Origin of the sequence: Rathayibacter sp. AY1E2 (genome assembly GCF_002932325.1) — a bacterium.
Lineage (GTDB): Bacteria > Actinomycetota > Actinomycetes > Actinomycetales > Microbacteriaceae > Rathayibacter.
In genome coordinates this window covers 1-20,264 of sequence record NZ_PSVO01000011.1, presented here as the reverse complement: position 1 = coordinate 20,264, position 20,264 = coordinate 1, and the positions used below count along the sequence as shown (strand labels likewise).

Sequence of the window (20,264 nt, the reverse complement as noted above, 5' to 3'; positions counted from 1 at the left end):
GGGGTGCCGCAGCGGCGCCGGGCGTGATCACAATGGAGCATGGCCAGCGGTGCGGAGAACGAGTCGGCGACGTCCCGGGCGGGCGGTGCGCGGAGAGTGCAGACCGAGGTCGAGCGCAAGTACGACGTCGACGCGGGCACCCGGCTGCCCGACCTGACAGGCACCGCGAGCGTCGCGAGCGTCCGCACGGAGGAGCCGGTGACCCTCCGCGCCGAGTACTTCGACACCGCCGAGCGCGCTCTGTCCCGGGCGCGGATCACGCTGCGCCGCCGCGAGGGCGGATCCGACCAGGGCTGGCACGTCAAGCTGCCCGGCTCCTCCGGCCGCACCGAGATCCACGCGGAGCTCACGGCCTCGCGCACGGTCCCGTCCGCCGTCCGCGAGCCGGTGCTCGGGCAGGTGGGGCGCGCGCCGCTCGAGCCGCTGGCGCTGCTCGAGACGGTCCGCTCGATCACCCGCGCCCTCGACTCCCACGGGCGGGAGCTCGCCGAGATCGCCGACGACCTGGTGACCGCGCGCGACCAGCGCACCGGCCGCGAGCGGCGCTGGAGGGAGTGGGAGGTCGAGCTCGTCGACGTCCCTGGGGACGAGGGCGAGCGGGTCCTCGACGCGATCGAGCAGCGCCTCCTCGCCGCGGGCGCCCGCCCGGCCGCCAGCGCCTCCAAGCTCGCCCGGGCCACCGGCGGCCCGATCGAGGAGACGGTCCCGGATCCGCGGAACGGCGGGGAGGCGGCGCTCGCCGCGGTCCGCTCGCTCCTGCGCGAGCTGCGCGCCGTCGACCCGCGGGTGCGCCTCGAGGCCGACGACGCCCTGCACCGGATGCGCGTGCTCGCGCGCCGGCTCCGGTCCGTCCTCGCCGCCTCCCGCTCCGTGCTCGACCGTGCGGCGACCGACCCCGTGCGGGACGAGCTGCGCTGGCTGGGAGGGGTCCTCGGCGCGGCCCGCGATCAGGAGGTGCTCGCCGAGCGGTTCCGCACCTCCCTGGCGGCCGTCGAGGGCGCCCCGAGCACCCCCTCCGCTCTGCTGGAGGAGATCGAGCACCGGCACGCCTCGGCGCTGCGCCGCGTGGACCGCACTCTGCGCGGCGGCCGCTACCTCGCGCTCCTCGCCTCGCTCGACGCCCTGCTCGCGGACCCGCCCCGCACCGCGCGGGCCGGCTCGAGCGCGACGGCGCTGGTGCGCCGCTCCGTCGCGAAGGACCTCGCGCGCATCTCCGCGGCGGGGTCCGCGGCGGCCGGCGGCTCGCTCGAGGCCAGACACGACCTGCGGAAGGCGGCGAAGCGGCTCCGCTACACCGTGGAGGCGTGGCGGGCGGTCGTCCCCGAGGCCGTCGGCGCCCGGCGCCGCTCGCTCGCCGAGGCGGGAGAGGACCTCGCCGACGCCCTGGGGGAGGAGCGCGACGCGCTCGCCGCCCGTGCGCTGATCCTGGAGGAGGCCGATCGCAGCGGGGAGGGGGCCTTCGCGCTGGGGGTGGTCGCCGCCGAGGAGCGGCACCGCGCCAGGCGGGCCGCGAAGGCCGCGGAGAAGGCGGGGGACCGTCTGGGGTCGCTCTCGCGCTGACCGTGCGGCCCCGCGGTCGCTGTCAAGCCGACGGCCCGGTCACACGGACGAAATCCACGGCGGATAATGTGAATCATGCCTTCCGTCCGTGCTCTTCCGTCACCGCTCCTGCGCCCGCGCCACTTCGACCGCGACGACGTCGTGGTCCATGCCGGCCTGTTCTCGCTGGTGAACTCGAGTACGACGCCCCGCGCGGCCTGGACCGAGGACCTGATCGCCATCGGCGAGGTCCTCGACGCCGCCGAATTCCCCTACCGCCTCATCCGCGGCACCGACGGCTCGCCCTTCCTCGCGGTGGACCGCGTGCTCGGCGCCGAGCTGGCCACGCTGCTGGCGCGTGCCTTCGCGACCGAGCCCTTCTACGCCAAGACGGTCGACAAGCGGGGCACCCCGCCCCAGCTCCTGGCCGAGGGCGTGCTCGCGCCGTACCCGCGCGCCTCCGTCTTCAAGCTCTTCCGCCCGCGCGTCTCCTCGACGGGATCGCTGCGCTACGGCGCCCGCAGCGGCGTCCGCCTCGAGCTGTGGAAGGTGGGCGAGGAGGAGATCATCACTCCCGCCGAGAACGCGCTCATGCGCAACAGCCTCCCCGTCGCCGAAGCCATCGACGCCCACGTCGAGGCGTACGGCCGCACCTGGCCGACGTTCGAGGGCATGTTCGAGCCGCTCGTCAGCGACATCCGCTTCGAGGTGGACATCGTCTTCTCGTGGGTCGACGGCACCGACCTGGAGTTCCAGCGCGCCCGTGCGGCCCGCATGGCGAGCTACGTGGTGGGCGAGGGCGACGACGCTCCGGCGCGCTTCCGCCAGATCGACGAGCTCAAGTACGCCCTGCGCAGCGTCTACATGTACGCGCCGTGGATCCGGCACATCTACATCGTCACCGACTCCCCTCGCCCGCGCTGGCTGGACGAGCACCCGGACGTCACCCTCGTGCGCAGCGAGGACCACTTCCGCGACCTCTCGGTGCTGCCGACGCACAACTCCCACGCGGTCGAGAGCCAGCTGCACCGCATCCCGGGGCTGGCGGAGCACTTCCTCTACTCCAACGACGACATGTTCTTCGGGCGCCCGGTCGACCCGTCGATCTTCTTCTCGCCCGGGGGCATCACGAAGTTCATCGAGGCGACGACCCGCATCGGCATGGGCGACTCCAACGCCTCCCGCAGCGGCTTCGAGAACGCTGCCCGCGTCAACCGGCGCCTGCTCCGCGAGCGCTTCGGCGCGATGACGACCCGTCACCTCGAGCACGCCGCCACGCCGCTCCGCAAGACCGTGATGGCCGAGCTCGAGGCCGAGTTCGAGCCGGAGTTCACCGCGACCGCCGCGAGCCGCTTCCGCTCCGCGAGCGACGTCTCCGTGACCAACTCGCTCTACCACTACTACGCGCTGATGACCGGCCGCGCGGTCGTGCAGGAGAACGCCTCGGTGAAGTACGTCGACACGACGATGCACCAGGGGCTGAAGGACATGCGCAAGCTCCTCAAGAACCGCGGAGTCGACTTCTTCTGCCTCAACGACGGCAGCTTCCCCGAGATCTCGGCGGAGGCGCGCACCAAGGCCGTCATCGGGTTCCTCGAGGAGTACTACCCGATCCCGGCTCCGTGGGAGCGCGAGGACTGACCGTGGGCTGGGCCGTCGGGGGAGCGGTGGCCGGGCTGCTGCTCGGCCTGGCGAGCTCGCTCGTGTTCCCGGGCATCGGAGTGGGAGCGGGCGTCGGCGTGGGCGTCGCGCTGGCCGCGGCGCTGGCGTTCGCCGGATGGCTGTTCGCGCGGGACCGCGCCGGCGGGCGCTGACACCCCGGCCGTGTCCGAGGACGCGGTCGACGCGGCGCCCGGAGGCGTCGGGGCGACCCCGACGCCCCGTCGCGTCGCTACGCGCTGACGCCCACCCGCTCCACGAGCGGCGGGTAGAGCTCCTCGTCCCGGGCGACCGGGGCCGCCGTCGCCGCGGCGATCTCGACGCCGTGGTCCGCGAGGATCCGCTGCGTCTCGTTCGCCGAGACGTAGGACACCTCGGTCGAGGCGCCGATCGGCACCACCGAGTGCAGCACCGTGCCGTCGTAGACGTGGATCAGGTTGAACGCCTGGGCGCCGTTGCGGGCGCGGGTCGCGCCCACCGGCACGTTGAGGTCCTGGGTGTAGCAGGTGGCCGACGCGACCGAGACCGGGATGCCGGCGAACATCGCCGTCGACGAGTAGTGCAGGTGGCCCGCGATGATGCTGCGGACGTCGGAGCCCTCGAGCACCTCCGCGAGGGCGGGCTGGTCGCGCAGCTCCACGAGGACCGACAGGTCGAGCACGCTCGGCACCGGCGGGTGGTGCAGCGCGAGGATCGTGCCGTGCGGGGCCGGGCTGGAGAGCTCCTCCGCCAGCCAGTCGAGCTGCGCGTCCGAGATCTCGCCGTAGTGGGCGCCGGGCACGGTGGAGTCCAGCGCGATGATCCGGAGCCCGTTGACGTCGTGCACGCGGTCGACCGGCTGCGTGGTCGGGAGCTGGTCGAGCAGCCCCGAGCGGAACGCGCCGCGGTCGTCGTGGTTGCCCATCACCCAGATCACCTCGGCGCCGAGGCGTGCGGCCGCGGGCTCGACGACGGCGCGCAGCTTCGCGTACGCCTCCGGCTCGCCCTTGTCGGCGAGATCACCCGTGATGACGATGGCCTCCGGACGTCCGCCGGACGCCTCCAGCTCGTCGAACAGGAGCCGCAGCTGGGCCTCGCTGTCGACGTCGGAGCCGTACAGGCCGCCGTCTCCGGCGATGAAGTGGGTGTCGCTCAGGTGAAGGATGAAGTGGTTGGGCCGGGGGTACTCGGCCTGGCGGAGGGACATGATCCTCGGGTTCCACGATCGGCGGGAGCCGGATCACGCGACCCGGCGTCGGCACTTGCGCACTGCTCCAGCGGAGGCGACCCCGCTGCGATCAGTCCATCATCGCGGGGTGAACTCCGGGCCAACACCGGTCGGCGCGTCATCGAACGGTTCTCCCAGGTTGCCGGTCGCTGCGCGGTCCTCCCCGACCCCGGAGGACCGCCGCGATCAGAGCCGGGCGAGCAGCCGCGCGTAGAACTCGATGGCGCGCTCGAACTGGTCGGCCTCGACCGACTCGTCGACCCCGTGGATCCCGAGCTGCTGCCGCGGGCTGATCTCGAACGGGATGAAGCGGTAGACGTGGTCGCTGATGGCGTGGAAGTGCCGGGCGTCGCTGCCGCCGGTCTGCACGTAGGGGGCGACGACCGCGTCCGGGAACGACTCCTGGACGACCGCGCGGAGCAGGTCGTACGGCCCGCCGTCGCCGGGTTCGCCGGTGGGGGAGACGGGGGAGGGCTCGTGGGCGACCTTCACCTCGACCTCGACCTCCGGGTCGTCGATGACGGCGCGGATGCGCTCGACCACGCCCGCCACGGTGCCGCCCGGGTTGATCCGCACGTTCGCGGTGGCGCTGGCGCTGGAGGCGAGGACGTTCGCTCCGGTGCTGCCGCGCAGCTCGGTGATCGCGACCGTCGTCCGCAGCATCGCGGCAGAGCGGTTGGAGTGGGCGGCGAGCGCGCCGACGACGGCGTCCGGGTGCTCGTGCGGGCGGGCGTACCAGACGGCGTGGGCCGCGTCCGCGTGGTCGGCCGCCGCGCGCACCAGCTGGGCGATCGGCTCCGGGAGGGTCGAGGGGAACGGGTTCTCGGTCAGGCGGTGGATCGCCCTCGCGAGCCGCTGGGTGGCGAGCAGCCCGGGCGGGGGCGGCGGAGCGGAGGCGTGGCCGCCGACGTCGCGGCAGGTCAGCTCGAGGTTCATGATCCCGCGCTCGGTGACGCCGATCACGGCGATCGGGGTGGTGACGCCGGGCAGGATGCCGCGCCGCACGTTCCCGCCCTCGTCGAGCACGAGGCGCGGGCGGACCCCGCGCGCGCCGAGCAGGGCGACCACCGAGGGGGCGCCGTCGCCCGCCGTCTCCTCGTTGTGCGTGGAGAGGAGGTACACGTCGTGCCGGGGCCGCTCGCCCCGCAGGACGGCCGCCTCGACCGCCTCGAGGAGGGCGACGAGGGAGCCCTTGTCGTCGAGGGCGCCGCGCGCCACGACGGAGGTGCGGCCGTCCGCGGCGACGATCGTCTCGGCCGCGAACGGGTCGTGCGACCACTCCGCCGCCGTCACGCTGACCACGTCGTAGTGGGCCATCAGCACGGCCGACTCGCCCGGCTCCTCACCGCGCCAGCGCCAGAGGAGGGAGTGGCCGGCGACTGTCTCGAAGTCCAGGGCCGCGTGCAGTGCCGGGTAGAGCTCGGCGACGAGCGTGCGGAACGCCTCGAAGCGGCTCCAATCGGTGGCCGTCTCGTCCGAGTGGGACACCGTCTCGACGCGCAGCAGGGCTTGGAAGCGCTCGAGCGCGGTCGTCGTCACCGGGCTAGCCTACGACGGCGGTGCCGGGCTCCCGGCCCCGGCGAGCGGAGGTGCGCGGTGGGACTGCCCGAGGTGTGCGTCGTCTACGTCCTCCGCGAGGGCCCGCGGGGCGCGGAGGTGCTGCTCGGCCGGAAGCGCCGCGGCCTCGGCGAGGGGCGCGTGGTCGCTCCCGGCGGCAAGCTCGAGCCCGGCGAGTCGCCCGTCGCCGCCGCCGTCCGCGAACTGCAGGAGGAGGCCGGGCTCGTCGCCCGAGCGGCCGATCTGGAGCCGCGCGGCGTGCTCGACTACTCCTTCCCGCACCGGCCGGCCTGGAGCCAGCGCTCGCATGTCTTCCTCTGCCGCCGCGTCACCGGCGAGGTCACCGAGTCGAGCGAGCTCGCCGCCGCCTTCGTCCCGGTCGAGGAGGTGCCGTTCGAGCGGATGTGGGATGACGCCCGCCTCTGGCTGCCGGGCGTGCTGCGCGGGGGCGCGCCCGTGCGCCTCCGGGTCGAGTTCGGTGCCGACCTCGCGAGCGTGGCCTCGTGGGGGCCGGCCGACGCTCAGACGAACGTTCCCGCCACCAGCAGCGCCAGCAGCGAGATCACCGAGGCGATCGAGAGCGTCAGCGAGTAGGCGGTGAACGTGCCCCGCACGGTGAGGCCGAGCACGGACTTGAAGAGCCAGAACGCGTTGGCGTTGACCATCCCGAGGAAGAGCGCGCCGGAGCCGGCGGCCAGGGCGATCAGCGCCGGGTTCACGTCGAGCACGGGGATCAGCGGGGCGACGATGCCGACCGCGGTGATCGCGGCCGTCGAGACCGAGCCGATCGCCGCGTGCAGCACGGCCGCGACGACCCAGGTGAGCAGGATCGGCGAGAGGGCCCGCCCGTCGAAGGCGCCGGCGAGCGCGTCGCCGACCCCGGTTCCTCCGACCACGGCGGCGAGGCTGCCGCTGACCCCGGTCAGGACGACGATCGGGCCGCTGCGGGTCAGTGCTCCGCCCAGTGCCGTGGCCACGGCGCCCTTCGGGAGCGTCCGCAGTGCCGTCGCGTAGGCCAGCACCAAGCCGGCCAGCAGCGCGATGTGCGCGTCGCCGAGGAACCGCAGGAGGGGGACGTCGAGCTCGGCCAGCTGGGTGAGCGAGTTCGCGGCGATCAGCACGATGGTGAGGGCGATCGGAGCGACGGCCAGCGCGAGCGGCACCCGCCGCGTCGCGAGCGCCGTGCCTCCCGTGGCCGCGCCCGCCTCGGGCTCGAGAGCGGGCCCCGGGACCGCCCCGCCCTCGAGGTCGCGCTCGTCCCGCCAGCCGCCGCGCTTCACCAGGGCGCTGTACACCAGCACGGTCAGCACGATGGTGACGATGCCCAGCGGGGCGCCGATGGCGACCATCGACGGCAGGGGAGCGCCCGCGATGCCTGCCGTGGCCAGCGCGGCGGCTCCGGGGACGACGAAGACCACGCCCACGATCATCCCGACGATGGAGGAGCCGGCCAGCAGCCCGTAGCCACCGGCACCGAGCCCCCGCGAGGCCAGACGAGTCAGCGGTGCGCTCATCACGACCAGCACGTCGGAGTAGATCGAGGGGAAGGCGACGCCCAGGGTCAGCGCGTAGGCGACCGGGAGCGCGCGCCGACCGAAGCGCTTCACGAGCCAGCGGGCGAGCAGCGGGGCCACGCCCAGCGCCTCCAGGAGCGATCCGAGCAGCAGGCCGAGCGCGATCAGCAGGCCGATGTCGCCGAGGACCGCGCCGAATCCGGACGTCATCGCGGTCACCGTCCCCTCGCCGCCCTGCCCCGAGACGAGGCCGAGCCCGAGGGCCGAGACGAGGAGGGCGATCACCGGCTCGACCTTCAGCACGACGATCAGGACCACGACGGCCACGATCGTGAGCAGGATGAGGAGCACGGGCCAGTAGTCGGTCATGGGCGGTCCTTCTGTCGAGGAGCGGGAGGGCCCGGAGACCGGGTCGCCGCGAGCCGTCCAGCCCCGGCCGTGGTGCGCCGCCAGACGGACGATCGCGCGGATCCGCGGAGCCGGGAGAACGCCGCTGAGATGCGGCGCGTCAGCGGAACATACCGATCCCCGACCCTGCTCCCCGACGTCGACGACTTCTTTCGTCATGCAGCGTCGCGAACACGCGGGCCGGATGCGCACCCTGCTACTTTCACCGGGCAGACGTCCTCGGGGGGAGGACGCAGCCGCATCTCTCCTCCGTGGTCACCCGCATCCGGACGGCCTCCGCCGTCCGACCCGCCAGGCGCCCTCCGTGGGGCGCCGCCGTCAGCGGGCCACACGACAGCGACGCGATCCGGCCCCGCCCGGACGCGCCCGAGCGCAGCAGGAGCACTACCCATGACGGCACAGATCATCGACGCGACCGATCTCGACGAGCTCCGGCGCGTCGGGCAGGAGCTCCGCGAGGGCGCGACCGTCATCGCGCAGACCGACACGAACTACGGCGTGTTCGCCAGCCCCTTCTCGCGCAGCGCCTGCTTCCGCCTCTACGACATGAAGAAGCGGGACGGCGCGAAGCCGCTCACCCTCTTCGTCTCCGCGCCCCGCGACTGGGCGACCTGGGCCTTCGCCCCGGAGACGGCCGACATGGACGCGCTCGTCGCAGCGTTCTGGCCGGGGCCGCTGAACGTCATCCTGCGCCGCAAGCCCGTCGTCCCGGACTGGGTCACCTCGGGCCAGGACACGGTGTCGGTCGTGCACAACCTCAGCGCCCCGATCAACCTGCTCTCGATATTCGCGGGCCTGCCGCTCGCGGCCACCTCCGCCAACATCAGCGGCACGGTGTCGACCGGACTCGTCGACTTCGACCTCGCCGCGGAGCACCTCGGCGGCGACAGCGACTACCTGATCCGCAGCACCACCGCCCCCGACTCCACGATGAGCAGCACGATCGTCTCCCTCGTGGGCGGCGCGTCGATCGTCCGTCAGGGCGACGTGGGCGCCGACGCACTGCGCGTCGTCGTGCCCTCCCTTGTCTGACCTCGGGCGCGGGGACGCCCCGCGCGGCCGCAGCGCCGCCGGGCTGATCACGGTCTACCGGATCGTCTCGCGCGCCTACTTCCACCTGCCCGTGGTCGCGGTGTTCCTGCTGGCGCGGGGCTACCCGATCCTGGCCGTGGCGCTGCTGCTGGCGCTCTACGGAGTGGTGGCGGCGCTCGCCGACGGCCCGCTCTCGCCGCTCACACGCCGCCTGTCCTCGGCGGGCGCGCTCGTCGTCGGCGAGGGCGTGAAGGCACTGGGCCTCGTCGTGATCGTGCTGGACGCGGATCCGGTCGCCGTCGTGATCAGCCAGCTGCTCGCCGGCTGCGGCTTCTCGCTGACGGCCGGGCGGGACGCCGCGCTGGCCTCCTCGCTGCGCGCCGGAGCCGATGCTCGCCGCCAGGAGACGCGGGTGCAGAGCGGAATGTTCCTCGCCTCCTTCGGCGCGGGAGTGCTCGGGGCCGCCTCGCTCGCGCTCTGGGACCGGCTGCCGTTCCTCCTCAGCGCGCTCGTGTCGTGCGCCGCGCTGGCCGTGGTGCTCCTTGCCCGCCTGCCGCTCGGCGCGAGCGCCGCCTCGGGAGTGGCGGCGCGCGCCGTGCGGCCGGCCGTCCTGCCCGCCGCGGTGCGCTTCTGGTCCCTCTACTACTCCGTGAACCGCGCCGTCCTGCTCGCCGCTTACACCTTCGTGATCCCGCTGCTGCTGTTCCAGGAGCTGCGTCTGACGCTGCCCGCGTTCGGCCTGGTGCTCGGCCTCTACACGCTCGCCGGCCTGGCCGCCGCCCGGCTCTCGCCGCTCATCGCCGGCACGCCCCTGGTCTTCCGGCTGACGGCGCTCACCCAGGTGCTGGGCCTCGCCCTGACCACCCTCGGGGTGCTCGGCGCCGCGATCGCCGGCCTGGCCCTGCTCGGGATCGCGGGCGGCTTCGTGCGGCCCGCGACGATGATCGCCCTGGCGCCGGCGATGAACGGGCTCGAGGACGGCGCCCGGGTCGCGGTGATGCGCGGACTGGAGCGCAACCAGGGGATCCTCCAGGCCGTCCTGCTCGTCGGCGCCGGGATACTCGTCCCCCTCACGGGAGGGACCGCGCCGACCCTCATCGTCCTCGTCGTCCTCGCGGTCCTCGCGCAGACGATCGGGGCCGTCTCGATGCGACGACAGGAGAGGAGGGCCGTCACCGCGGAAGCGGAGTGACAGAGGAAGTCCGGGACGAGCCCGCCGGCGGCGTCCCTCATCCACGTGCAAGGAGTGAAGCAATGCAGCCCATCTACACGTTCTCCGATTCCGACAGATCGACCCTCCAGCAGTCGCTGCTGGCGGTCGCCATCGACCCCTACAAGGACTACGACCGCTTCCGCGACGCGATCGCCGCGCTGATCGACAGCGGCGACGTCCCGCAGGGCTTCGTCGACGCGCTCGCCCGCATACGGCGCGAGCGCGACGAGAAGATCACCTACGCGCACCTGATCTCGAACAACCCGGTCGACGACGAGATCCCCTGGCTCGACCAGGACGACGCGCTCGAGGACAAGTACCGCAAGAAGCTGACGTTCGTCGGCGAGGGCCTGCTCGAGCTGCAGTCGCAGTACCTCGGCTCGCCGCTGCTCGCGTACGCCACCCGCAACAACGGCGACTTCTTCCAGGACGTCTACGCCGACAACCGCTTCTCGAACACCCAGACGCAGAAGACCGACGGCGAGCTGTACTGGCACAACGAGCGGACCGCGCACCCGGTGCGCGCCGACTTCATCTCGCTCCTGGGACTGCGCACGCCCGAGACCGACCTCGTCTACACGAAGTACGTCGACGGCCGCGAGATCCTGCGCTTCATCTCACCCGAGAACCAGGCGCTCCTGCGCGAGGCGGTCTACATCACCCCGTTCGACGAGCTCTCGCGCGCCCAGAACAAGAACCAGATCGTGTCGGACCAGCACGCTCTGCTCGAGAACGAGCACAGCTTCCGCTACTACGACACCCGGACGGTGCCGGCCGACCCGGACGACCTGCCGCACCTGTGGGCGCTCTGGCAGTTCCGCGATGCGCTCTCGAAGGTCAGCGAGCAGTACCACCGGATCCGCGACGCGGACCTGCTGATCATCGCGAACCAGGACGGCCTGCACAGCCGTCAGCTCGTCGACGTCCAGGACCGCGACAAGACCCGCTTCCGCTGGCTGCTGAAGACGTACTCGTTCCGCGACGCGGCGACCGCGGACCGCCACTCCGACTACTGGCTCGACGGCGTCCGCGGCCGAGTCACCGACTGAGAGAGAAGGAGAACGACATGACCGATCTGACCAGGAGCACGCCCCCGCACCCGCTCGACTTCCTGCCCGCGACGGCGCCCCTGGAGGTGTCCAGCGACGACGTGACCGACGGCGAGCGGCTCGCCGAGGCCCAGGGGAGCGGCGACACCAGCCCGTCCCTGCGCTGGAGCGCCGGCCCCGAGGGCACGCAGTCGTACGCCGTGACCGTGTTCGACCCCGATGCGCCGACCCTCGGCGGCATCCACCACTGGGTCCTGGTCGACATCCCGAAGGAGGTCACCGAGCTGGCCGCCGGCTCGACGGAAGTGGGGCGCCCGGCGCTCAACGACCTCGGGTCGCTCGCCTACGCCGGTGCGGCCCCGCCGCCCGGTGACCGCCCGCACCGCTACCTCTTCACGGTGCACGCGCTCGGAGTGCCGACGCTGCCGGTCGACGAGTCGACTCCGGCCTCGCTGGTCGGCTTCCATCTGACCGTCAACACGCTCGCGCGAGGCTCGCTCACGGCCCTCGCCTGAGCCGTCCCGTCGGCGCGCGCGGCGCGGACGGGCGCGCACCGGGCACCGGAGTCGATCCGGAGCCCGGTGCGCGTCCGTTCGCGGCATCACCGCCGTGGACGACGGGAGGCGATCCGCTAGGCTTCCGCTCGGCCGGGGCCCCGCCCATGGCGTCTCTGGACACCACGAAAGGGAAAGAATGACCAGCACGACGGTGATCGAATGGCGTGAGCAGGCTCCTGCGGAAGCGGTGGACGCGCTCTACGCCCCCGGTGGACTGGTCGTCTGCGCGACCAAGGTCGGCTACATCCTGATGACGACCGACGGAGCGGGCCTCGAGCGCAAGTTCTCGGCCAAGCAGCGCAACCGCAACAAGCCGGGCGTCGTGCTCTGCTCCAGCATCGAGCAGCTCACCGAGCTCGCCGAGCTCAACGAGGAGGTCCTCGCCTTCTACCAGAAGCACTGGGACCAGGACGTCCTGCTCGGCTGCATCCTCCCGTGGAAGGCCGAGGCCGTCGACCTGATCGACGAGGACGCCCGCGAGCTGGTCCGCGACGGACGGGGCACCAGCTGCTTCGTCATCCGCTTCGGCCGCCCGGCCGAGCAGCTGGTCGCCACCATGTGGGAGCGCGACCGCACCCTCACCTTCGCCAGCTCGGCCAACCCCTCGGGCGTGGGCAACCGCGGCCGCGTCGCGAACATCGGCGAGCGGATCGAGAACGAGGCCGACGTCATCGTCTCGGCCGACTCCTACGTCTCCTCGATCCAGCCGGACAAGGACGAGGACTCCCGCCACGAGCAGGGCGTCATGGTCTCGATGGTGGACGCCTCGGGCGCCCTCATCCCCGTGCAGGGCGGCGAGCGCTCGATCACCCCGGGCCCCGTGCTGATCCGCCGCGGCCTCGACTACGAGCGCATCATGCTGAACCTCGCCGAGCAGTTCAACTCCTGGGACTACCGCCAGGGCGAGTACTACTGATCCGGTGAGGGATCGGATCGACGGCCGGGCCGGGGCGCGCCCCCGGCCCGGCCGTCGTCGTTGCACCGCCAGGACTCCAGCAGGCCGTGAGGGGTCGTCGACCCCTCGCTTCACCGGCGGCCGACGCTCGCCGGCCCCCTCGAGGACCTCGTGATCGACGTCTCCGATGGCGCGGAGCCCCGCGCGCTGCGCGTTCTCGGGTGGGCCGCAGCCGTCTCCCTCCTCCCGGTCGGCGTGATGGCGGCGCTGGCGGGACTCGGAGCGCTCGTGGAACCCGGCTTCGCCTCCCTCCTCCTCTTCCTCGCGGGGGTCGGGCTCCTTCCTGGAGCGCTCGTCTTCGTCCTCCGGTGTGCGGCGCTGGCACTTCGGCGATCGACGTCGACACCGTCGCTCGCTCCGGCCCTCGTCCTGGTTCCAGCGTGGCTGGCAGCCCTAATCGTCGTGTCGCCGTCGATAGCGCTCGTGGTCGGCGTGGCCGACGGGCAGCCGAGCGCGAGCAGTGTCCTGCAGGCGGTCGCTCCGGGCCCGGCGCTCCTCGTCGCCGTCCCGCCGAGCATCCTCGCTCTGGGCCTCTCCCTGCTGCTTCTCGCGCTCGGGCGACGGCGGCTCCGCCGGTCCGGTGAGCCACGGCACGAGGAGCGGGCGCCCGGATGGTACGAGTGATCGCGGGCGAGTCCCGCCGTCAGAGCTCCAGCACGTCGCCCGGCTCGAGGGCGTGGTACTCGCCGCCGCCCTCGCGCACCGCCCAGCCGAGCCGGTCGTGGCCGAGCGAGCGCCCCGCCTCCGAGAGCACCTGCTCGTGGGTCGCGAAGGCGTGCCGCGGGGCGAGCTCGAGCACGTAGTCCATCGCCTCGGCGATCTTCATCCACGGTGCTCCCGAGGGAGCAGCGAGGATCTCGACATCGAGGCCCTCCGGCACTGTGAACGAGTCGCCGGCGTAGTAGACCCGGCCGTTCACGAGGACGCCCACGTTGTCGATGACGGGGATGCTCCGGTGGATCACTGCGTGGCGGGCGCCGAAGAAGCGCAGCTCGAACGGGCCGACCGTCACCACGTCGCCGTCGGCGACCGTCTCGACGTCGAAGCCCTCGGCCGCGGCGGCGACCCCGGCCGGGCCGAGGATCCGCAGCGACGGGGCCGCGTCTCGCAGGCGCTGCAGCTGCTCCGGGGTCCAGTGGTCGGCGTGCTCGTGGGTGAGCACCACGGCGACGGTGTCGGCCGTCCCCTCGACGGGCCGGGTGAAGGACCCCGGATCGATCACCAGCCGGGCGCCGTCCTCCTCGATCAGGACGGCGGCGTGCTCGAGTTTCGTCAGTCTCATGACCCGAGCCAAGCGCCTCGGCAGGCGGCGGGCAAGGCCCCGGCCGAGCGGAGACCGGGTGGGCCGGGCGCTCGATTTGCATCGATGCGGATCCGTGTGCAACACTCTTCGAGTTGCAAAAACGCGGCCCCATCGTTTAGCGGCCTAGGACGTCGCCCTCTCACGGCGGTAACGCGGGTTCAAATCCCGCTGGGGTCACCACGGCAACACGAGAAGAACCCCCGGTCTGACCGGGGGTTCTTCTCGTTTAACACCCGGGTGCTCGCGACGCGGCACCCGCTCGACGCATCGCGCCGATCGCCTCGTTCCCGCTCCGCCGCCTCGGGGCCGCATCCGGCCGGATCGGCGCTAGGATCGCATCCGCGAAGGGGAGTATCCCGCCTTTCCGCTCCCGTCAGTACGCACCGCCCCTGCGCGGTGCCGGGGGCGGGACGGGTGACGCGGACCGGCACGGCCGTCCGCTCCCCGGGGAGAGACTTTCGGCCCCCACCCACTCGGAAGGCCCTCATGCTCGATCTGCCCGTCTGGTTCGTGATCGGCTCGTTCGTCGTCCTGAGCCTGATCCTCGCCGCCGACCTGCTGCTGGTCTACAAACGCCCGCACGTGCCGAGCCTGAAGGAGTCCGGCCTCTGGGTCGGCTTCTACGTCACGCTCGCGCTGATCTTCGCGCTGGCGATGCTGATCCTCGGCGGCGGCGAGCTCGCGGGCCAGTTCGTCGCGGGCTGGCTGACCGAGTACAGCCTCTCGATCGACAACCTGTTCGTCTTCGTCATCATCATGGGCCGCTTCGCGGTGCCGGCGAAGCTGCAGCAGGAGGTGCTGATGGTGGGCATCATCATCGCGCTGGTCTTCCGCGGGATCTTCATCCTCCTCGGCGCGCAGCTCATCGAGAGCTTCAGCTGGATCTTCTACCTGTTCGGCGCGTTCCTGGTCTACACGGCGTGGAACCAGGCGTTCGGCAAGGAGGACGAGGACGAGGGCACGGACAACCTGCTCATCCGCCTCCTGCGCAAGCGCGTGAGGATCTCGGACGAGTTCGACGGCTCGAAGATCCGCACGGTCAAGAACGGCACGACGTTCTTCACCCCGATGCTGATCGTCTTCCTGGCGATCGGCTCGACCGACCTGCTCTTCGCGCTCGACTCGATCCCCGCGATCTTCGGCATCACGGAGAGCCCGTTCATCGTCTTCACCGCGAACATCTTCGCCCTGATGGGGCTCCGCCAGCTCTACTTCCTGCTCGGCGGCCTCATCGACAAGCTCGAGTACCTCAAGTACGGCATCGCGTTCATCCTCGCCTTCATCGGTGTGAAGCTCGTCCTGCACGCCCTGCACGAGAACGACCTGCCCTTCATCAACGGCGGCGATCCCGTGCCGGTGTGGGACATCGACACGATCACCTCGCTGGTGGTCATCGTCCTGAGCATGACCGTCGCGACGCTCGCGAGCCTGGCGAAGATGCGCCGCGAGCACCGCCACATCGAGATGCACGACGGGCACCCCGAGGTCGTCTCGGACGACGCCCGCTCGGCCGCCGAGGAGAAGTGACCCCGTGATGACGACCACCACCGTCGACCTGCCCCAGGGGGCGCTGCGGCTCGCCGTCAGCAGCAGCACCGACGTCGGAGCCGTCCGCCGGGTCAACGAGGACTCCCTCCTCGCCGACGAGCTGCTGCTCGCGGTCGCCGACGGGATGGGCGGGCACGCCCGCGGCGACCTCGCGAGCGCCGCGGCGGTCGGGGCTCTGCACGAGAACCGGCCGACGGCCCTCGGACCTGTCGACGCGGTGTTCGACCTGGTCGAGGGCGCCAACACGGCGGTGCGCGCGCTGGACGTGGGCGGTGCGCTCTGCGGCACGACGCTCACGGGGCTGATGCTCGTCCTGCCCGAGCCCTCCGGGCCCGCCCGCTGGGCTCTCTTCAACGTCGGCGACTCCCGCGTCTACCGCTGGGACGGGACGGAGCTCGAGCAGCTGACCGTCGACCACTCGGCCGTGCAGGAGCTCGTCTCGGCGGGCCTGCTCACGCGGGAGTCCGCCGAGTCGCACCCGGACCGCAACATCGTCACCCGCGCCCTCGGCGCCGACGAGGAGGTCGAGACGGACGTCTGGACGCTGCCCGTCGTGCCGCGCGCCAGCTACCTGCTCTGCTCCGACGGGCTGACGAAGGAGCTCTCCGACCAGCGGATCGCCGCCCTGTTCGCCCGCCGCGACTCCGGCGACCCTGCCGACCTCGCTCAGGCGCTCGTGCGTGCGGCGGTCGAGGCCGGCGGACGGGACAACGTCACCGTCGTCGTCGTCGACGCCGTGCTCGACGCCCGCGCCTGAGCCGGGCGACTCCGTGCCGCGCCCGCCCGGGAGGCGGGGGAGCGCGGTGCTATTCTCGGTCCATGCTGAGTGGCCCGCACCTCCTTCCGTGCCGCGACGAGACCTCGAACTGACGGCCTCCCTCGTCGCGGTGCCTCGCCCGGCCGAGCAGCGACTCCAGGAGGAGAAGGAACCGTCATGATCGAGACCACACCCGGCACAGCCGCGCCCGCGTCGAGTGGAGCAGGGACCGGCAGGAGAGCCGAGAAGCCGCGCACCCTCGCCGAGAAGGTCTGGGACGACCACGTCGTCGTCGCGGGCGAGAACGGCGCTCCCGACCTGCTCTACATCGACCTGCACCTGCTGCACGAGGTGACCAGCCCGCAGCCGTTCGACGGCCTGCGTGCCGCGGGGCGCCCGCTGCGCCGGCCGGACCTCACCATCGCCACCGAGGACCACAACACGCCGACCCTCGAGATCGGACGCCCCATCGAGGATCCGATCAGCCGCACCCAGATCGACGCGCTGCGCCGCAACGCCGGCGAGTTCGGCGTCCGCCTGCACTCCCTGGGCGACGTCGAGCAGGGCATCGTGCATGTCGTCGGCCCCCAGTTGGGCCTGACGATGCCCGGCGTCACGGTGGTCTGCGGCGACTCGCACACCTCCACGCACGGCGCGTTCGGCGCGATCGCCTTCGGCATCGGCACGAGCGAGGTCGAGCACGTGATGGCGACGCAGACGCTGCCGCTGCAACCCTTCAAGACGATGGCGATCACGGTCGAGGGCACGCTGAAGGAGGGGGTGACGGCCAAGGACATCATCCTCGCGGTCATCGCCCGCATCGGCACCGGCGGCGGCCAGGGCTACATCCTCGAGTACCGCGGCTCCGCGATCCGCGCGCTCTCGATGGAGGGCCGGATGACGATCTGCAACATGTCGATCGAGGCGGGTGCGCGGGCCGGCATGGTCGCGCCGGACGAGACGACCTTCGCCTACCTGCACGGCCGCCCGCACGCTCCGGCGGGCGAGGACTGGGACGCCGCGGTCGCCTACTGGCGGACGCTGCCGAGCGACGAGGGCGCCGTGTTCGACGCCGAGGTCGTGATCGACGCCGACGCGCTCGAGCCGTTCGTCACCTGGGGCACGAACCCCGGCCAGGGCGTCTCGCTCTCGCAGGCGGTACCGGACCCTGACGTCCTCGACGATCCGAACGAGCGCGCCAGCGCTCTGCGAGCGCTGGAGTACATGGCGCTGGAGCCCGGCACGCCGATGAAGGAGATCCCGGTCGACGTGGTCTTCATGGGCTCCTGCACCAACTCGCGGATCGAGGACCTGCGGGCCTTCGCTGCCGTCGTCGAGGGGCGCACCAAGGCCCCCGGCGTCCGCGTGATGGTCGTCCCCGGCTCCGCCCGGGTGCGGCTCGAGGCCGAGGCCGAGGGGATCGACCGGATCGTCACCGCGTTCGGCGCGGAGTGGCGCTTCGCCGGCTGCTCGATGTGCCTCGGGATGAACACCGACCAGCTCGTCCTGGGGGAGCGCGTGGCCTCCACGTCCAACCGCAACTTCGAGGGTCGTCAGGGCAAGGGGGCGAAGACCCACCTCGTCTCGCCCCTCGTCGCCGCGGCCACGGCCGTGCGCGGCACCCTCTCCAGTCCCTCCGATCTGGAGCCGGTCCGCGAGAGAGCAGGAGTCTGACCGTGCAGAAGTTCGAGACCGTCACCGCGATCGCCGCGCCCCTGAAGCGCGCCAACGTCGACACCGACCAGATCCTCCCCGGCATCTACCTCCGCCGCATCACGAAGACCGGCTTCGAGGACGCGCTCTTCCACGGCTGGCGGCAGGACGCGGACTTCGTCCTCAACCAGGAGCGCTACCGCGGCGCCGGCATCCTCGTCGCCGGCCCCGACTTCGCCATCGGCTCCAGCCGCGAGCACGCCGTCTGGGCGCTGCGCGACTTCGGCTTCCGGGTCGTCATCTCCCCCCGCTTCGGCGACATCTTCCGGGGCAACGCCGGCAAGCAGGGACTGCTCGCGGCCGTCGTCTCGGAGCCCGACGTCGAGCGGCTGTGGGAGATCATCGAGGGCACCCCGGGAATAGAACCGACGGTGGATCTGGTTGCGCGTACGGTCACCGCCGGTGGCGAGACCTTCGACTTCGAGATCGACGACTACACTCGATGGCGCCTGATCGAGGGCCTGGACGACATCGGCCTGACCCTGCGCGACGAAGCGCTCATTTCCGAATTCGAGACCCGCCGCGAGAGCTGGCGGCCCAAGACATTGCCGGTGAAATAGCGTGAACACACTTCTTCAGGACGCCAAGGCCCTGCAGGACGCCAAGGCGTCGGGAGCACGGGTGGGAATGACGACCGAGCGGATCACCATCAACGGCGGGCGACCGCTCGTGGGCCGGATCGAGCTCAAGGGGGCCAAGAACCTGGTCACCAAGGCGATGGTCGCGGCGCTGCTCGGCGAGACCGCCTCCACCCTCCGCGACGTGCCCGACATCAGCGACGTCCGCGTCGTGAAGGGCCTGCTCGAAGTCCACGGCGTCAAGGTGAAGCAGGGCGCCGAGGTGGGCGAGCTGATCCTCGACCCCTCCAACGTCGAGTCCGCGCACTTCGCCGACATCGACGCGCACGCCGGCTCCAGCCGCATCCCGATCCTCTTCTGCGGCCCGCTGCTGCACCGCCTGGGCGAGGCGTTCATCCCCGACCTCGGCGGCTGCCGCATCGGCGACCGCCCGATCGACTACCACCTCGAGGTGCTGCGCAACTTCGGCGCCGTCGTCGAGAAGCTGCCCTCGGGCATCCGGATGTCGGCACCCGAGGGCCTGCACGGCGCCAAGGTGTCGCTGCCCTACCCGAGCGTCGGAGCGACCGAGCAGGTCCTCCTGACCGCGGTGCGCGCCTCCGGCATCACCGAGCTCTCGGGCGCGGCGATCGAGCCCGAGATCATGGACCTGATCAACATCCTGCAGAAGATGGGCGCCATCATCTCGGTCGACACCGACCGCGTGATCCGCATCGAGGGCGTGGACCGGCTCACCGGCTACTCCCACCGCGCGCTCTTCGACCGCAACGAGGCGGCCTCCTGGGCGGCCGCGGCCCTCGCGACCGACGGCGACATCTTCGTCGGCGGCGCCCGCCAGCAGGAGATGACCACCTTCCTCAACGTCTTCCGCAAGGTCGGCGGCGCGTTCGAGATCGCCGAGGACGGCATCCGCTTCTACCACCCGGGCGGCGAGCTCAAGCCGGTCATCATCGAGACCGACGTGCACCCCGGCTTCATGACCGACTGGCAGCAGCCGCTGGTCGTGGCGCTCACGAAGGCCAAGGGCGTCTCGATCGTGCACGAGACCGTCTACGAGCAGCGCTTCGGCTTCGTCGACGCGCTCGTCGAGATGGGCGCGACCATCCAGATCCACCGCGAGTGCCTCGGCGGGCAGGCCTGCCGCTTCGGGCAGCGCAACTTCATGCACTCGGCCGTGATCTCGGGACCCTCGAAGCTGCACGGCGCCGACATCGTCGTGCCGGATCTGCGCGGCGGCTTCTCGCACCTGATCGCGGCGCTCTCGGCCGAGGGCACCTCGACGGTCTCGAACGTCGGCATCATCAGCCGCGGCTACGAGAACTTCCTCACCAAGCTCGAGCTGCTGGGCGCCGACTTCTCGCTCGACGCGTAGCCGCCCACCGGGACCCCGGTGCCGAGGAGGACGACCGTCCTCAGCGGCCCGGGGTCCTGTCGCGCCCGGGCGCGCCCCACGCGGGCGGTTCCGCGGCCTCCTCCAGGCGTCCCCGGATCCGCTTCTCGAGGAGCGCGAGCGTCGTCTCCGGCGCGGGCCGGAGGCCCAGCGGTCCGGGCGACTCGACCAGGACCAGCGTCAGGCGTCCGCGTCGCGTCCCGGCCAGGACGACCTCGAGGGCCTCGCGCGGACGCAGGCCCACCAGCACCCACCGCCGCTCCAGTCGCGCGATCCGCGCCCAGG

Annotated in this window: 20 protein-coding genes and 1 tRNA gene; 16 read left to right on the top strand and 5 right to left on the bottom strand. The window is 72.1% G+C overall.

From position 1 onward, the window contains the following. Positions 1 to 39: 39 nt before the first annotated feature. From C5C49_RS09710 to C5C49_RS16980, 3 genes are all read left to right on the top strand, one after another. On the top strand, positions 40 to 1,560 hold the full coding sequence (locus C5C49_RS09710; protein WP_104346055.1) for a CYTH and CHAD domain-containing protein: 1,521 nt from the start codon (positions 40 to 42) through the stop codon (positions 1,558 to 1,560). A gap of 75 nt (positions 1,561 to 1,635) precedes the next feature. After that, positions 1,636 to 3,180 carry a stealth family protein gene (locus C5C49_RS09705; protein ID WP_104233778.1) on the top strand — a complete coding sequence of 515 codons (1,545 nt, stop codon included), beginning with the start codon at positions 1,636 to 1,638 and terminating at the stop codon, positions 3,178 to 3,180. A gap of 2 nt (positions 3,181 to 3,182) precedes the next feature. Then, entirely contained in the window at positions 3,183 to 3,353 is a 171-nt protein-coding gene (locus tag C5C49_RS16980; RefSeq protein WP_159939285.1) for a hypothetical protein, read from the top strand. Positions 3,354 to 3,430: 77 nt separating this feature from the next. Here the strand turns inward: C5C49_RS16980 and C5C49_RS09700 are convergent, their stop codons facing one another. Together C5C49_RS09700 and C5C49_RS09695 are read right to left on the bottom strand one after the other, a co-directional pair. Beyond that, entirely contained in the window at positions 3,431 to 4,384 is a 954-nt protein-coding gene (locus C5C49_RS09700; RefSeq protein ID WP_104249612.1) for a phosphodiesterase, read from the bottom strand. Positions 4,385 to 4,591: 207 nt separating this feature from the next. Then, positions 4,592 to 5,944, bottom strand: a complete 1,353-nt coding sequence (locus tag C5C49_RS09695; RefSeq protein WP_104346054.1) for a M20/M25/M40 family metallo-hydrolase — start codon at positions 5,942 to 5,944, stop codon at positions 4,592 to 4,594. 57 nt (positions 5,945 to 6,001) lie between these two features. Between C5C49_RS09695 and C5C49_RS09690 the strand changes: the two genes are divergently transcribed. Next, complete coding sequence (locus C5C49_RS09690; RefSeq protein ID WP_181065444.1) at positions 6,002 to 6,556, top strand: 8-oxo-dGTP diphosphatase; 555 nt, start codon at positions 6,002 to 6,004, stop codon at positions 6,554 to 6,556. Here the strand turns inward: C5C49_RS09690 and C5C49_RS09685 are convergent. Beyond that, on the bottom strand, positions 6,484 to 7,845 hold the full coding sequence (locus tag C5C49_RS09685) for a GntP family permease (RefSeq protein WP_181028702.1): 1,362 nt from the start codon (positions 7,843 to 7,845) through the stop codon (positions 6,484 to 6,486). The two genes, C5C49_RS09690 and C5C49_RS09685, sit on opposite strands and share 73 nt — an antisense overlap. Positions 7,846 to 8,274: 429 nt before the next feature. Here C5C49_RS09685 and C5C49_RS09680 point away from each other — a divergent pair, with 429 nt between their 5' ends. The 6 genes from C5C49_RS09680 (at position 8,275) to C5C49_RS09655 (ending at position 13,314) form a co-directional block, all read left to right on the top strand. Continuing rightward, positions 8,275 to 8,916 (top strand): L-threonylcarbamoyladenylate synthase, encoded by a 642-nt coding sequence (locus C5C49_RS09680; protein ID WP_104225616.1) that lies wholly within the window; start codon positions 8,275 to 8,277, stop codon positions 8,914 to 8,916. Beyond that, positions 8,909 to 10,108 carry a hypothetical protein gene (locus C5C49_RS09675; RefSeq protein ID WP_104225617.1) on the top strand — a complete coding sequence of 400 codons (1,200 nt, stop codon included), beginning with the start codon at positions 8,909 to 8,911 and terminating at the stop codon, positions 10,106 to 10,108. The genes C5C49_RS09680 and C5C49_RS09675 overlap by 8 nt, the downstream gene beginning before the upstream one ends. Positions 10,109 to 10,170: 62 nt before the next feature. Beyond that, on the top strand, positions 10,171 to 11,178 hold the full coding sequence (locus C5C49_RS09670; protein ID WP_104223082.1) for a TauD/TfdA family dioxygenase: 1,008 nt from the start codon (positions 10,171 to 10,173) through the stop codon (positions 11,176 to 11,178). 17 nt (positions 11,179 to 11,195) lie between these two features. Beyond that, the gene (locus C5C49_RS09665; RefSeq protein ID WP_104223083.1) at positions 11,196 to 11,693 is read left to right on the top strand and encodes a YbhB/YbcL family Raf kinase inhibitor-like protein; all 498 of its coding nucleotides are present in this window, start codon (positions 11,196 to 11,198) and stop codon (positions 11,691 to 11,693) included. 178 nt (positions 11,694 to 11,871) lie between these two features. Further along, positions 11,872 to 12,651 (top strand): L-threonylcarbamoyladenylate synthase, encoded by a 780-nt coding sequence (locus C5C49_RS09660; RefSeq protein WP_104223084.1) that lies wholly within the window; start codon positions 11,872 to 11,874, stop codon positions 12,649 to 12,651. A 150-nt stretch (positions 12,652 to 12,801) separates the two neighbouring features. Then, complete coding sequence (locus C5C49_RS09655) at positions 12,802 to 13,314, top strand: hypothetical protein (RefSeq protein ID WP_104346051.1); 513 nt, start codon at positions 12,802 to 12,804, stop codon at positions 13,312 to 13,314. A 19-nt stretch (positions 13,315 to 13,333) separates the two neighbouring features. Here C5C49_RS09655 and C5C49_RS09650 read toward each other — a convergent pair whose 3' ends face one another. Next, entirely contained in the window at positions 13,334 to 13,972 is a 639-nt protein-coding gene (locus C5C49_RS09650) for an MBL fold metallo-hydrolase (protein WP_104346050.1), read from the bottom strand. Positions 13,973 to 14,097: 125 nt separating this feature from the next. Between C5C49_RS09650 and C5C49_RS09645 the strand changes: the two genes are divergently transcribed. The 6 genes from C5C49_RS09645 to murA all read left to right on the top strand — a co-directional run bounded on the left by C5C49_RS09645 (position 14,098) and on the right by murA (position 19,961). Next, a tRNA-Glu gene (locus C5C49_RS09645) sits at positions 14,098 to 14,173 on the top strand. 306 nt (positions 14,174 to 14,479) lie between these two features. Further along, positions 14,480 to 15,520 carry a TerC family protein gene (locus C5C49_RS09640; RefSeq protein WP_104255122.1) on the top strand — a complete coding sequence of 347 codons (1,041 nt, stop codon included), beginning with the start codon at positions 14,480 to 14,482 and terminating at the stop codon, positions 15,518 to 15,520. Positions 15,521 to 15,527: 7 nt separating this feature from the next. Beyond that, positions 15,528 to 16,298, top strand: a complete 771-nt coding sequence (locus C5C49_RS09635; protein ID WP_104255123.1) for a PP2C family serine/threonine-protein phosphatase — start codon at positions 15,528 to 15,530, stop codon at positions 16,296 to 16,298. A 177-nt stretch (positions 16,299 to 16,475) separates the two neighbouring features. Further along, the gene (gene leuC, locus C5C49_RS09630) at positions 16,476 to 17,972 is read left to right on the top strand and encodes a 3-isopropylmalate dehydratase large subunit (protein ID WP_104223088.1); all 1,497 of its coding nucleotides are present in this window, start codon (positions 16,476 to 16,478) and stop codon (positions 17,970 to 17,972) included. A gap of 2 nt (positions 17,973 to 17,974) precedes the next feature. Further along, positions 17,975 to 18,571, top strand: a complete 597-nt coding sequence (gene leuD / locus C5C49_RS09625; protein ID WP_104223089.1) for a 3-isopropylmalate dehydratase small subunit — start codon at positions 17,975 to 17,977, stop codon at positions 18,569 to 18,571. A 67-nt stretch (positions 18,572 to 18,638) separates the two neighbouring features. Further along, positions 18,639 to 19,961: a UDP-N-acetylglucosamine 1-carboxyvinyltransferase gene (murA, locus tag C5C49_RS09620; RefSeq protein WP_181067970.1), complete on the top strand. Its 1,323-nt coding sequence runs from the start codon at positions 18,639 to 18,641 to the stop codon at positions 19,959 to 19,961. 40 nt (positions 19,962 to 20,001) lie between these two features. Here the strand turns inward: murA and C5C49_RS16975 are convergent. Continuing rightward, a partial coding sequence (locus C5C49_RS16975) for a hypothetical protein (RefSeq protein WP_181135747.1) occupies positions 20,002 to 20,264 on the bottom strand: 263 nt, incomplete at its 5' end.